10 protein-coding genes are annotated in these 13272 nt (G+C 62.4%); 7 read left to right on the forward strand and 3 right to left on the reverse strand.

Annotated features, from left to right (window positions below; genetic code table 11):
- Nucleotides 1-70 precede the first annotated feature (70 nt).
- The 4 genes from EIP75_RS11065 (at nt 71) to EIP75_RS11080 (ending at nt 3827) form a co-directional block, all read left to right on the forward strand.
- On the forward strand, nt 71-1018 hold the full coding sequence (locus EIP75_RS11065) for an oxygenase MpaB family protein (RefSeq protein WP_125243324.1): 948 nt from the start codon (nt 71-73) through the stop codon (nt 1016-1018).
- Nucleotides 1019-1441: 423 nt separating this feature from the next.
- A complete protein-coding gene (locus EIP75_RS11070) occupies nt 1442-2599 on the forward strand; it encodes a patatin-like phospholipase family protein (protein ID WP_158622820.1) in 1158 nt (385 codons plus the stop codon).
- A 141-nt stretch (nt 2600-2740) separates the two neighbouring features.
- Nucleotides 2741-3388 (forward strand): response regulator transcription factor, encoded by a 648-nt coding sequence (locus EIP75_RS11075; RefSeq protein WP_125243326.1) that lies wholly within the window; start codon nt 2741-2743, stop codon nt 3386-3388.
- A gap of 34 nt (nt 3389-3422) precedes the next feature.
- The gene (locus tag EIP75_RS11080; protein ID WP_125243327.1) at nt 3423-3827 is read left to right on the forward strand and encodes a response regulator; all 405 of its coding nucleotides are present in this window, start codon (nt 3423-3425) and stop codon (nt 3825-3827) included.
- 25 nt (nt 3828-3852) lie between these two features.
- On the opposite strand, the gene EIP75_RS11085 is transcribed toward EIP75_RS11080, so the two are convergent.
- The gene (locus EIP75_RS11085; protein WP_125243328.1) at nt 3853-4614 is read right to left on the reverse strand and encodes a LuxR C-terminal-related transcriptional regulator; all 762 of its coding nucleotides are present in this window, start codon (nt 4612-4614) and stop codon (nt 3853-3855) included.
- A gap of 301 nt (nt 4615-4915) precedes the next feature.
- On the opposite strand from EIP75_RS11085, the gene EIP75_RS11090 reads away from it, so the two are divergent.
- Nucleotides 4916-5917 (forward strand): SLAC1 anion channel family protein, encoded by a 1002-nt coding sequence (locus tag EIP75_RS11090; RefSeq protein WP_125243329.1) that lies wholly within the window; start codon nt 4916-4918, stop codon nt 5915-5917.
- A gap of 84 nt (nt 5918-6001) precedes the next feature.
- Here the strand turns inward: EIP75_RS11090 and EIP75_RS11095 are convergent, their stop codons facing one another.
- Complete coding sequence (locus EIP75_RS11095) at nt 6002-6472, reverse strand: RidA family protein (protein ID WP_125243330.1); 471 nt, start codon at nt 6470-6472, stop codon at nt 6002-6004.
- Between the two features lie 62 nt (nt 6473-6534).
- Complete coding sequence (locus tag EIP75_RS11100) at nt 6535-7236, reverse strand: hydrolase (RefSeq protein ID WP_125243331.1); 702 nt, start codon at nt 7234-7236, stop codon at nt 6535-6537.
- A 267-nt stretch (nt 7237-7503) separates the two neighbouring features.
- Between EIP75_RS11100 and EIP75_RS11105 the strand changes: the two genes are divergently transcribed.
- Together EIP75_RS11105 and EIP75_RS11110 are read left to right on the forward strand one after the other, a co-directional pair.
- Nucleotides 7504-7977 (forward strand): hypothetical protein, encoded by a 474-nt coding sequence (locus tag EIP75_RS11105; protein ID WP_125243332.1) that lies wholly within the window; start codon nt 7504-7506, stop codon nt 7975-7977.
- Nucleotides 7978-8320: 343 nt separating this feature from the next.
- Nucleotides 8321-13270, forward strand: a complete 4950-nt coding sequence (locus EIP75_RS11110) for an AAA family ATPase (RefSeq protein ID WP_158622821.1) — start codon at nt 8321-8323, stop codon at nt 13268-13270.
- Nucleotides 13271-13272 lie beyond the last annotated feature (2 nt).

Genomic DNA, 13272 nt, shown 5'->3' on the forward strand with positions numbered 1-13272 from the left:
TTTGCGAATTGAATGCGAACATTTGTTTGCATCATAGTGAAGGGGCTGATCACAGACAAGGAGACCCCCCATGCTGACCGCGCAAGCCCCCGCATCCGCCGACATCCCGTCAGACCCGACGCACTTCAACGTCTCCGACGAGGAGAAGACCAACGTGGCTGATGTGCGCAGGCTCGGCCCTGATTCGCTGATCTGGGACCGCCTGGGCGATCTCAGGGGCCTGTTGACGGTCTTTCGCATCGGCCTGCTGCAGAACATGCATCCGGCCGTGAGCCGCGCCCTTGAGGATCATTCGGGCGAGGTCTTTCTGAAGAATCCATGGAACCGGCTGTTGCGTTCGCTGCCACCCATCATGGGTGTGATCTATGCGCCCGATCCAGGTGCCATCGGGCGCAAGGTGCATGACTACCACGTGGACATCAAGGGGACGCTCCAGTCGGGGCAGGCATATCACGCACTCAGTCCTGATCTGTTTTTTTGGACACACGCCACCTTCGTCGAGGGCGTCATCGCCATGAGTGAGCGCTTCGGCACCCCCTTGACGGAATGCGAACAGGTGCTGCTGTATGACGAGTCCATCGAGTGGTATCGCCGCTATGGACTGTCGATGCGCCCTGTGCCACCGGACTACGCCAGCTTCAAACGTTATTGGGCCGACATGCTTGACACCCTGCAACCCACGCTCATCACGGATCATGCGCTGAAACTGCGCCGCACGCCCAGGCCCTTCGATTCGATCCCCAAGCCGGTGTGGTGGCTGATCGATCCCTTCGTCAACCGGTTTTCCCAGTGGCTGGCCCGGGGCACCTTGCCCTTGCAGGCGCGCTCGAAGCTGGGCCTGGACTGGTCGGCGCTGGACGAGCGCCTGCTGCGCATGTTCTGCGCGCTGGTGCGCGTGACGTTCCGCATGATCCCCAAGGAGCGGCGCTACCTGCCGATGGTGAGGGCCTGGCGTGCGCAGAGGGCCGCAGCCACCCCGTGGTCCCCACGTGAGCCGGAACATCACGCGGCCCAGTGACAAGCCGAGGTATCGGCTCTGCCCTTTGTACCTACATACATAGAGAGAGGAGAAGCTCGCCCTGTCGAAGGTCGCGGTGCCATCACGAACGCCATAGAGTCCTGGCAATTGCCACTGCAGCCAGCTTCATGGGTCAACCAGCGCCACTCTTTGCCCTGGACAATTGCGTCCTGACCTGTTCAAGCGCTTGCGCCGCCGCGCCGGCAGCGCAGTACTGAGAGTTGTATGCGCCATGTCTGGGCCTTCGCTGTCCGTTGTACTCGTGGCTGGGCCGCCGTGGCAGTGCCCTGCATCTTGGCCTCGCTGTCTGCGTGCTCAGCCCAGCACTACGTTCTGAACCAGCCGCTTAAGGAGCACCCTGGGCCGGCAGGCTACTCAATCCGGAACTTGGAGCGAGGCGGAAACACGGACAGCCTCAACATCGTGCTTGCACTGTCCGGTGGTGGCTTTCGTGCAGCAGCGCTCTCCTTTGCCGTCATGGAGGTTCTCCATGAGACGGAGATAACGTGGGATGGTCATCGCACGACGCTGCTTGATGAAGTCGACTTCATATCCGGAGTGTCCGGCGGCGCCTTGCCTGCAGCCTACTATGGGCTCCACAGGGATGCGTTCTTTACACGCTTTCCCGCTGAAGTGCTTTTCAAAGACCTGCAGGGTCACCTGGTGAGCCGGGCCATCTCGCCTGCAGGGCTCTGGCGCCAGACCTCGCCAAGATATGGCCGTGGCGATCTGTTGCAGGAGGTCCTGGACGAGGAGGTCTTCCACGGGGCGACATTTGCAGAGCTGTCCAGGCGCCGACCAATGGTCTACGTCAATGCAACAGACATGCGCCACGGGGCCAGGTTCGAGTTCAGCCAAGATCAGTTCGACTACCTCTGCTCTGACCTGTCTTCGGTCCCACTGGCGCGTGCCGTGGCCGCTTCCATGGCTGTTCCGGTTGTCTTCAGTCCGATCACCTTGTGGAACTACACCGACACTTGTACCGTCAACCTGGACCTCTACAAGTTTGATTCGGACATCGGCAAGGCCAGGTACATCCATCTGGTCGATGGTGGACTCGCGGACAACATTGGTGTGCGAATGCCTTTGGAGATCATCTTGTCACGCGGAGGCATCATCGAGGCGACCAAGCAGGCTGGCTTCCGCGGCGTCCGCAAGCGTGTGTTCATCCTCGTCAACGCACAGTTGCAACCTGACTTTGAAGAGGACAGCTCACCTGACACGCCTGGCCTCGTGCGTCAGCTCAGGGCTGCAATAGATGTCCCGATCGACAGATACTCTTCAGACAGTGTGAGCCTGCTGCGCAGTGCTGTCGGACGGTGGAAGGCTCAAATCGCCGATGCTTCTGATGAACGCCTGGGCGACTACATATCCCGTGGTACGGAGTTCCATGTCATTGAGGTTTCGCTCAGAGACCTTCCACGCGAGTTCCGCGATTTGAAGTCGATGGCGACCTCGCTGCGGCTGACCGAAGCAGAGCTGGAGCGGATGAGAGCCTTCGTTCGGGCCTCGCTCTCGAAGAACCCAGAGTGGCAAAAGCTCCATGGTGAGCTGCACGCGCACCTTGTCCCTTTGCAGTAGGAATCATTCTCGATGGTGTAGAGTGAGGTCTACCGTGAAGCGGGCCACCTGCACACTGCTGCCACGCGAGCTTGCGTGGCCAACAGTCAGGCGCAGGCAGGCCGTTTCTGGTCGCTGTTGAAACTGATCTAGCCATTTCCCATGAGTGCTTTGCCCCGGCCATGCGTCCATCTGGTCGAGGACGACCCTTCCCTGAGGCAAGCCATCTCTGCGTTGCTTCGCTCCTTGAACCACGACGTCGCGACCTACGGCTCAGCAGAGGAGTTTCTGGCGGCGGCCCCCAACCTGGGATTGGGCTGCGTTCTGCTGGACGTCCATTTGCCCGGCGACAGCGGCGTCGTCCTGCAGCGCGCGCTCAACCAGATGGGCTTCAATATGCCCATCGTCTTTCTGACCGGCCATGGAACGATTCCACTGACGGTGCAGGTGATGAAGGCCGGTGCGGCCAATCTTCTTCCCAAACCGTTCAGTGACCAGGAACTGCTCAACGCCGTCGAGAGTGCCATTGCGGTCGACCGCGATGGCTGGAATGCGCGCGCGGCCGCGCTGTCCCTCCGTCAGCGCTACGAATCGCTGTCTCCTCGGCAGAGAGAAGTGTTCGTTCTCGTGGTCGCCGGCCGTTTGAACAAAGTGATTGCGGCAGAGCTGAACATCACCGAGATCACCGTCAAGGTTCATCGGCGGCACATCATGGAAAAGTTCGAGGTTCGGACCGTCGCCGACTTGGTGCGCTCCGCAGAAAAGCTGGGTATCGAAATCCCCGGGCAGGCAGCCTATACCAAGGTGTAATGGCGCCACGGCGCGCACACCTTATGCTTGTCGGATGCAGAAAAATGGGGCCGCTAAGAACGGCGCCGGGAACGGCAAGCTGACATTTTGTGTGGTCGAGAGCGACGCCGCTGTGCGCGCGGCGCTGAGTGCGCCACTGCACGCCATGGGCGTTGATGCCCACGGATTCGTGGATGCAGCAGAGTTCCTGCTCTCCGGCCATTCGCATACGTGCCAAGGGCTCATCGCCGAGTGGTCCATGCGCGGAATGACCGGCCAAGAGTTCCTTCGAGCTCTCGGTGCTGCGGCACGCCCCTTTGTCACGATATTCACGGTCAAGGGCGATGAAGAGGTTGCTGCCGTGGCGGCGCTTCCCGGTGTGACCGCAGTGCTGAAGAAGCCCATTGCCCAGCAAGAGCTGCTGCAGGTTGTGCGCATCGCACTGACGCGCTCTACGTAGACGAGTCGACGGGTTCCAGACGCCGCTAGGCCGTGTGGACTTGTGCTGCCAGGCTTCGGCTGAGGTGGGCAGGGCGGCCTCCCTGGCCCTGACCCGCCGCGGGAAAGCCCATCGGCTCGGAGACAATGCCCCGGCGCATCGCAACGTTGGCAGCCTCGGTGCGGCCGCGCACGCCCAGCTTGCCCAAGATGGCTTTCACATGACACTTGATGGTGCCTTCGGTCACGCCGAGCTGGTTGGCGATCATCTTGTTGCTTCGTCCCATGGCGACCAGGGTCAGGACTTCAACCTCGCGCTGAGTGAGGGGTTGGTAGCCGAACTGGCTTGCCACCAACTCGGCGGCGGACGCGGTCAGGAATCGTTGGCCTCGACCTGCGGCAATGACCGCATCGACCACCTCCTGCAACTGGCAGCCGAGAAGGAGATACCCCAGGACGCCTCGCGACAGGGCAAGCTGGACATCGGCCTCCTTGTCTCTTGGGGTCACGATGACCACACGGGGGCTGACGCGATTCCCCCACGCCTTCTCGACGAGCGTCAATCCAGTGTCGAAATCGCAGACGAAGACAGCGCCAGTGCCGTGCCCCCCGGATGGAGGTGCATTCTGGAATGGATCTATCCGGTTCACATGGAATCGATCAGTGCTGCGCAGCGCAGACGCGACCCCAAGAGAAATCAGTGGGTCGCAATGGCAGATGAAGACGTCACTTAGGTGTTCGTCGGCAATGCTTGTGGCATCAGGCACGATGGTCCCCCGGTTGAGAGCAGATGCCTTGACCATAGTCATGAAATCTCAAACTGAACATTGAGCCTTGGTATAGGCGCCGTTTGTGCCGCCAGCCATGTTGGCTTCGCTCCCCTTGACGGTGGGTCCGAACACTCTCTCCATCGGAGGATGTCCAGTGGGCCGTTGCTGTGCAGACTGCACTTGCGCGCAGGCGCTGGGCCGCATCAGACGTCTCAGCCGCGTCTGGCACCTGGACCTCAAAAGCACAACATGAACCGTACAACATTCGCCGCGGCGACTTCACGCCCGGGTACCACTTGTCCAACATCGTCTCGGCAGCCCTTCTTCAGGAGGGCTTGTCATGGTTGAGGGTGCCGTCAGCGCCATGCTGGCAGGGGACGCGTCTCAGGCGAAACGACCTGTGCTGTCACGGCTGTCCGTTGCCATGTTCGGCATGGTGATGGGCATCGGCGGCTTGGCCAATGCATGGGGCGCTGCGAGTAAGACCTTCGGCTTTCCCTTGGTCATCAGCCAGGTGCTCCTTGGGATCGCCACGGCCATCTTCGCTGTTCTGGTGCTGGCGCATCTTGCCAAGCTGCTCTTGCACTTTCCCGACGTGGCAGAGGAGTTCGCGCACCCGGTGCGGTCGAGCTTCTTCCCGGCCATCTCTGTCGCGTCCATCGTTCTTTCAATCGGCCTGCGGAACTATGCCTTCGAGGTGGCCAACGTCCTGTGGTGCATGGGTGCAGGACTTCACCTCATCTTCGCAATGGTGCTGATCCGCCGTTGGGTGCTGCATGCGCAGGACGAGGGTGTGTTGACCCCCGCGTGGTTCATCCCGGTCGTCGGAAACATCCTGGTGCCAGTTGGTGGTGTGCCGCTAGGCTACGTGGAAGTGAGCTGGTTCTTCTTCTCCGTCGGGCTGATGCTGTGGCTGTCCTTCTTCACCATCGTCCTGCACCGGGTGCTGTTTGTGCCTGCAATGAGCCAGAGAAGCCTGCCCACGCTGTTCATCCTGCTGGCACCACCGTCCATTGGCCTGTCGGCCTACTTGGCCTTTACCGGCGGCCAGGCGGGGGCGATGGGCGACATCCTCTACTGCCTGGCCTTGTTCATCGCGATGCTCTTGCTGAGCCTCATCCGCCACGCCGCGCACGGCCCATTCTTCATGAGCTGGTGGGCAATGACCTTCCCGGTGGACGGATGGGCGGGAGCCTCCATCGGCTACTACCATGCACGACCTTCCACTTACACGGCAGCGATCGCGCTGGTCGCGCTTGGTCTCGCGAGTTGCGTCGTCCTCTGGGTCACAACCCGCACCACGTTCCACATGGCCTCCGGCGCAGCCTTCAACGAAGACTGAGCCGGATGTGTGGTTCTCTCTCGGTCATGGCTGTGGTGCCGGCCGATGCGTCAAGCTGCCCCGCACTGCGACGGGGCAACTCGCTCAAGCTGGTGAGTCCTTGGCCACCGAAAGATCCACCCGGAACGTGATTTCGATGAGCTGCTCCGGGAAGGCCAGGCGAGAGACACCAATGAGATTGCTCGCCACACGCGGCGTCTTGCCATAGACGCCGCGTCGCACTTCACCGGCCACGGCAAACGCTGCGGGAACGTCGAGGACGAACAGGGTCTCCTCGACGACTTGATCGAAGGTCGCCCCGAAATGGGAAAGCAGTTTGCGAGCGTTCTCATAGGTCGCCTGCATCTGCAGGCCCATGTTCGAGAACCCCGAGGGGCGGCCGGCAGCGTCAAGCGTGGCCGCGCCGATCAGGTTGCCCTGCGCATCGTGGCTCAGTTGCCCTGACACGTAGATCGTGTCGCCCACCTTGACGGCTTGGGCATAGCCATAGGCATCCTCCCACGGCACACCGTGGTTGGCGATTTGCTTCGACTGAGGCGTTGTGGTCTGGGTCATTTCAAAATCCTGGATAAAAATGGCAACTCGCCAAGAGGCGGGGTTGCCCCGCCTCAAAGTCGTCAACGCTCGATGACAGCAGCGTGAACAGGCGCGAGCGATTCGTGCTGGGTCTGCGTGCGTTGAGCCGCCTTGTGAACCATGGTGTAGGCGTAATCGACGCCCATGCCATAAGCGCCAGAGTGCTCCTTGGCGACTTTCATGACGGCGTCGTATGTGTCGCGGTTCTTCCAGTCGCGTTGCCATTCCAGCAGGACTTGCTGCCAGGTCACTGGCACCACGCCGGCTTGCACCATCCGTTGCATGGCGTAGTCATGCGCGTCCTTCGTGGTGCCGCCCGACGCGTCGGCGACCATGTATATCTCGTAGTTCCCTTCAAGCATCGCGCACAAGGCGAAGGTGGTGTTGCAGACCTCGGTCCACAGGCCCGCGACGATGACCTTCTTGCGGCCGTTGGCGGCCAGGGCATCGCGTACCTTCTGGTCGTCCCACGAGTTCATCGAAGTGCGCTCCAGCGTCTTCTTCTCGGGAAAAACGTCGAGCAGTTCGGGATAGGTGAAGCCGGAGAAAGTCTCGGATTCAACCGTGGTGATGGTCGTGGGGACGTCGAAGATCCTGGCAGCCTTGGCCAGGCCGATGACGTTGTTCTTCATCGCTTGTCGGTCCATCGACTGCACACCGAAGGCCATCTGGGGCTGATGGTCGATGATGATCAGCTGACTGTTCTTGGGTGTCAGGACTTCAAGTTTGGCTTGGGAGGACATGTTCGTTCCAGAGGGAGTTGTAGAGCTGAGCCCACGGTTGGGGCAGCGGCCTTCGCGAGCGAGTTGAGCTCGCGAGTCCATGGGGACGTCGGCAGAATAGGTTTCCAGGCAGCCCTTGCCATCTCCACTTCGACATAGAGAGACGGTGCAGCCGCGCACAGAATCACGCCGATCCCGGCAGCGCCCGCGCTTTTCGCTCCTACGGCTTGGGTCGGCATCTTTCGATGGAGGGATGTGTGCCGACGGGAAGTCGGCCACCATCGGCTCGTGGAAGGAGCATCGCCGGTCAGCGTTGCACTGCGCTTTCCTGTGTTCCACGTATCAGACGCGAACTCGATGCTTCTTACCGACGACCGATTCAATGACTTGTGCGAGGCCTTTCGGTCGACGGGCGGTGTCATTGGGGCAGAGGAACTGGCGAGCACCCTGCAGCGCTCGCACGGACAAGGCGTCGGACTGGTCGCGCGCTGGATTGTCGACGGGCATCTGATCTCGTTCCACTGGCGAGGCGGCTACTGGATTCCGCGATTTCAACTCTTGCCGACCGCGGAGCACATCGCGCCACAGCTGCCCCCGGTGCTCGCGGAGCTCCCGCACACGAGCGATGCCCTGTCAAGAGCTGAATGGTTTGCCGATGCGAACGCTGCTCTTGACGGGGAAAGGCCATGCGATGTTCTGGCGAGGGCACCGCAACGTGTTCGCGAAGCCGCCAGAATGCTGCGCTTTGCCGTCGATGGTTGACTGCAAGCGCATGGGGGCACGTGGAAGAAGGGGCCGCTATACAAAGGTATAGTGGTCCTTCGGGTTGCGGTCGTGCAGCATGGGCCAATGAGCGTGCAGAATCGACGTCGGGTCGACTCTCCCTGCTTCTGCAGGATGTACCGACCTCACGCCATCTGTGGCCACCGCGTGCTGGGCTTTGAAACAACCGCTCAATGACAAGGTTTCCAGATGGCCGGCAACCAGTCCACAAGCTCCGCGTGGTCACCCGTGCATGCTAGACCCGTCTCCTTCGCTGCCCTTTTCTGTTGCTGACGCGCTGACAAGCGGTCGTGACGCCCAGTGTCCACTCGACGTTTCGGAGTTGCGCCGCGACGCCTGGACGCGGCTCTTTCGCGCACGCCACGGCGACAGGCACGACACCTCCCTGGTGCTGGTCGCCGATACCCATGCGCCTGACTTCGTCCGGCAGCGTCTGCGCCGGGCGGCAACGTTGTCACCGATGCTGTCTGGAGACTTCGCTGTTCAAGCCCAGCGATTGCTGGAGACGGATGCGGGCATGTGCCTCGTGTTGGACGACCCAGGCGGGCAACTGCTTGAGCATCCGACCTTGCGGGAACGCTCCGTCGGCGACGCGTTGCGCCTTGTCCGCGGCATCGCCGAGGCGGTGGCCAGCAGCCACGCTCGCGGCTGCGTGCACAACGACCTGCGGCCCGCGAACGTGCTGACACGCGACGATGGCCGAGCCTGGCTGCTGGGTTATGGCCGGGCGTCGTGCGCCGACGAGCCATCAGCGCCACTGGTTCTCACGGACGCAGCAGATTCGCTACCGTACATGTCGCCGGAGCTGACCGGCCGCATGAATCGGCCGGTTGACGAACGAAGCGACCTGTACTCACTGGGCGTCATGCTGTATGAGTTGCTGGCGGGTGATTTGCCGTTCACGGCCCACAGCCCGATGGAGTGGGTTCACTGTCATGTCGCACGTGAGCCGTTGAAGCTGTCTCAGAAGGTTCCAGACTGCCCGCTGATGGTGCTCGGTATCGTTGACCGGCTGCTCGCCAAGGCCGCCGAGGACCGCTACCAGACGGCCGGTGCACTCATCGAAGACCTTGACCGGGCCATCTCCGATTGGCATGCACACGATGGGGCTGCCGTCGTTTCCGCGGCAGAACACCTGCAGCGGCTCGCCGCTCCCCAGCGTCTGCGCGACCGGACAAGCCAACTCGATGCGCTGAAGGCCGCCTACGAGCGTGTCGGCAAATCCGGTGCGGTGGAGCTTGTGCTGGTGAGCGGCGCTTCAGGTATCGGCAAGTCGGCGCTCGTCCATGAGCTGCGCCGCCACGTCTCGCAGCAAGGCGGACTCTTTGCATCGGGCAAGTTCGAGCAAAGCCAGAACGACGCCCCGTACGCCACATTGGCCCAAGGCTTTGGCGCCTTGCTGGCCGATGTGTTGCTGCTGGATGAGGCCCAGCGCGCGCACTGGCGGAGCAAGCTCGGGGCCGCATTGGGCGTGAATGCCGTCAGCCTGCAGGGAACATTGCCCGAACTGGCGGCGCTGCTGGGACCCATCAACGCAGCGCCCGATCTTTCTCCGACCGATGCCGCCACGCGATTCCGGATGGCGATGGCCAATCTGGTCACGGCCCTGGTGGACGCCGGCCAGCCCCTCGTGCTGTTCATTGACGATCTGCAGTGGCTTGACGAATCGACGCTGGATGTCCTGCAGCACCTCATGTCGAGTGGTGAGCCATGCCGCTGGCTCTTCATTGGCGCCTACCGCACCAATGAAGTCGGTGCCGAGCATGGGCTGCACAGGCTCATCGGCACGGCTCAAGCACAGGGCGTGCGCACGACAGAGTTGCCGCTCTCAGCGTTGCCCGTCTCAGAACTCCGCAATCTGCTCGCAGAAACTCTGGACATGGCCCCGGAACGCGTGGCTTCGCTTGCCAGCTACCTGGCCGAATGCACAGGCGGTAATCCATTCTTCTCACTTCAGCTGATCCGGGCCCTGGCTGACGATGGCCTGCTTCATTTCGATGCCGCAAGCCAGGCCTGGAACTGGGACCTTGGCGCCATCAAGGCTCATGAACAGAAGAATGATGTCAGGGAGTTCCTGATCGCCAAGCTGGCGCGCCTGCCCGACGACCTGCGCTACCGCATCGAGACGCTGAGCTGCTTCGGCTCATCAGCCAACACGCGCTGCATGGCGGTCGCCTGCGACGTGGAGATGGATCAGTGCGGTGTCTATGCGGATGCTGCTGAGCAGGGGGGCTTCATCACCAAGACCGAGGGTGGGTACCGTTTCGCGCACGACCGCATCCAGGAGGCCGCCTACGCGCTCATTCCGGAGGCGGACAGACCGCGCAGGCATCTTGAGATTGCACGCCGCTTGTGCGCGAACCTGACAGACGACGAGGTCAAGACACACATCTTCGACATCGCGAACCAACTCGCACCCGGCATAACGCTCATAGAAGAGCATGAACGGCTGCGCGCCGCCGCTCATTTCAAGGCTGCAGGCGAACGTGCCAGGGCTGAGACGGCGTACGCCGCGGCGCTGCGGCATTTCGAACACGCCGATGCGCTGCTGGGCAGCGACCGTTGGACCTCCAGTTACGCACTCGCACTGGCCGTGGCCATCGGCATGGCGGAATGCCGATTCCTGCTCGGAGAGATGCACGCGGCAGAAGCGCTGTTGCTGGATGTTCAAGACCACGCACGAAACACCGTGGACCGCGCAGACGTGACCTGGCGGCAGGTCACGCTCTACACGGCGCTGGACCGCAGCGACGAGGCCATCCGCACCTGCCTGCGCTTCCTTGGGACAGCAGGCGTCGAGATTCCGCCGCATCCAGAAGACGCAGAGGTTGAGCGGGAATACCAGGCCATGGTCGAGCAGCTCGATGCCCTGGGTGGTGCACGTGCCCTGCTGACACTGCCGGCGGCAAGCGATCCGGCACAGCGCGCGGTGCTGGATGCCTTGGCGGCGATGCTTCCCCCAGCCTTCTTCAGCGATGCCAACCTGGTCTGCTATGCCCTGTGCCGCATGGCGCGCCTGAGCCTGGCGCACGGCAACGGCGATGCGTCGGCGCTGGCCTATGCTTACCTGGGCATGGTCATCAGCCACCGCTTCGATGCGTATGCCTTGGCCTTTGAGCTGGGGCGTGTCGGTTATGAGCTGGTCGAGCGCAACGAAGGCAACCGCTACCGTGGACGGGTCTACATGACCTTTGCGTACCACGTCAGCGCCTGGGCCAAGCCGCTGGGCAACAGCCTGGACCTGCTGCGTCAGGCCTATCGCATCGCACGCGATGGCGGCGACGTGACCTACGCGGGCTTCAGCTCCTGCACGCTTGTGACCAGCCTGCTGTCGCACAGCACCCACCTGGCGGATGTGCAAGCTGAAGCGCGTGAACGCCTGCGCTACGTGTCCCATGCCAAGTTCGGCCTCGTGAGCGACATCATGACTGCGCAGCTGCAGCTGATCGCCACACTGCGTGGCCAGACACGCGACATCGGATCGTTCGACGACGAGCACTTCTCGGAGGCAGAGCACGAGGCCCGGCTGATGGCCGACCGCAACCTGGACATCGCCCGCTGCTGGTACTGGATACGCAAGGCCCACGCGCGTTTCATGACCAACCGCTTCGAGGAGGCTGAGGAGGCGTTGCAGCAGGCCGAGCCGCTGCTGTGGACATCCACGGGCCATTTCGAAATGGCGCAGTACCAGTTCGGTGCCGCGCTCACACGGACGGCCTGTTGCCATGGCATGCCGCAGGCGCACCAGGATGCATTGATGTCCAAAGTGCAGACACACCTCAACCAGTTGCGAACCTGGGCCGTCCATTGCCCGGATACCTTTGGTTTTCGCGTGTCGCTGGTGGAGGCCGAGATGGCCGGCGTACAGGGCCGGATGATGGAGGCGATGCAAGGATACGAGCGTGCGTTGGCGCAGGTGCATCAGAAGGCCCCGCAACACATCGCCCTGACGCTGGAGACCGCGGCGCGCTTCTATCGGCGCAACGGGCTCGGTAGAACCGCGCAGAGTCTGCTTGCGCAGGCGCGCGACTTGTACCAGCGATGGGGCGCAGATGGCAAGGTCGCACAGCTTGAACGCGACTTCCCGGACATCCGCCCCACTGGCCTGCCGCGTCAAGTGTCTGAGGTGGCGCCAAACCCGTTTCAGGATGCCGATGCGGCTTCCATGCTCAAGACGTCCCAGGCCGTCAGCCATGATGCGGGCCTGGACGAACTGATGCGGGCGCTGATGGAAATTGCGCTGGAACATGCGGGCGCCAACCGGGGGGTGCTGATCCTGCCCAAGGGCGACCAGCTGCGCATCGAGGCACTGGCACGGTTTGGCGCGGATGGCGCGGAGGTCGGTCTGCAGTCCGTGGCCGTCGCTCCGACGGACCTGCCCCTTGCCGTGCTGCACCACGTCATCCGCACGGCGGGAGCGGTGCTGCTGGACGACGCTCGTGAATCAGATGAGTTTTCCAAGGACCCCTACATCGCCGAAGGCCGATGCCGGTCGGTGCTGTGCCTGCCGCTGATCCGGAAAAACGAGCTCATCGCCGTGCTGTACCTGGAGAACAGCCTGGTCAGCCATGTGTTCACGCAGTCCCGCGTGGCTCTGCTCAACCTGCTGGTCGTCACGGCTGCGCTCTACATCGAGAACGCCTCGCTGGAGGAGAAGGAGTCGCTTCTCAAGGAAGTGCACCACCGCGTCAAGAACAACCTGCAGCTGATCAGCAGCCTTCTGAGCCTTCAGGCATCGCGCATTCCCGACAAGGATGTCGCCGAGCTCTTCGCCGAAAGCCGTCATCGTGTGCGCTCCATGGCCATGGTGCACGAGAACCTTTACCGCGCTGGCAATTTCGCCCGGGTGCCCATGCCCGCCCACATCGGCAAGCTGTGCGCGGAACTGTCACACGCCTATGGGATGGCGGCACAGCGCGTCGAAGTGCAGGTCGAGGTCGACGACATCCAGCTTGACCTCGACCGCGCAGTCTCTTGCGGTCTCATCATCAACGAGCTGCTTTCCAATGCGCTCAAGCATGCCTTCCGGCAGCGAGACCATGGCCGGGTGCAAGTGAGCCTGCACCTGGTAGGCGACGGGCAATGCGAGTTGAGCGTTGCGGACGATGGCACGGGCTTGCCAGCCGACCTGGACATCTCGCGCGCGGCCACGCTGGGCTTGCAGCTTGTCGATGACCTTGCGGCCCAGTTGCGTGGTGAGTTGACCCTGGAGCGGGACGGTGGCGCGCGCTTTCGCATCCGCTTCCCTGTCAACGATGAAGGAGGTCGGTGAGC

Origin of the sequence: Aquabacterium soli, assembly GCF_003933735.1 — a bacterium.
In the GTDB taxonomy this organism is placed as follows: domain Bacteria; phylum Pseudomonadota; class Gammaproteobacteria; order Burkholderiales; family Burkholderiaceae_C; genus Aquabacterium; species Aquabacterium soli.

Coding starts and splice junctions, on each gene's coding strand:
- EIP75_RS11065 (WP_125243324.1), top strand. CDS start 71: ATGCTGACCGCGCAAGCCCCCGCATCCGCCGACATCCCGTCAGACCCG.
- EIP75_RS11075 (WP_125243326.1), top strand. CDS start 2,741: ATGAGTGCTTTGCCCCGGCCATGCGTCCATCTGGTCGAGGACGACCCT.
- EIP75_RS11080 (WP_125243327.1), top strand. CDS start 3,423: ATGCAGAAAAATGGGGCCGCTAAGAACGGCGCCGGGAACGGCAAGCTG.
- EIP75_RS11085 (WP_125243328.1), bottom strand. CDS start 4,614: ATGACTATGGTCAAGGCATCTGCTCTCAACCGGGGGACCATCGTGCCT.
- EIP75_RS11090 (WP_125243329.1), top strand. CDS start 4,916: ATGGTTGAGGGTGCCGTCAGCGCCATGCTGGCAGGGGACGCGTCTCAG.
- EIP75_RS11095 (WP_125243330.1), bottom strand. CDS start 6,472: ATGACCCAGACCACAACGCCTCAGTCGAAGCAAATCGCCAACCACGGT.
- EIP75_RS11100 (WP_125243331.1), bottom strand. CDS start 7,236: ATGTCCTCCCAAGCCAAACTTGAAGTCCTGACACCCAAGAACAGTCAG.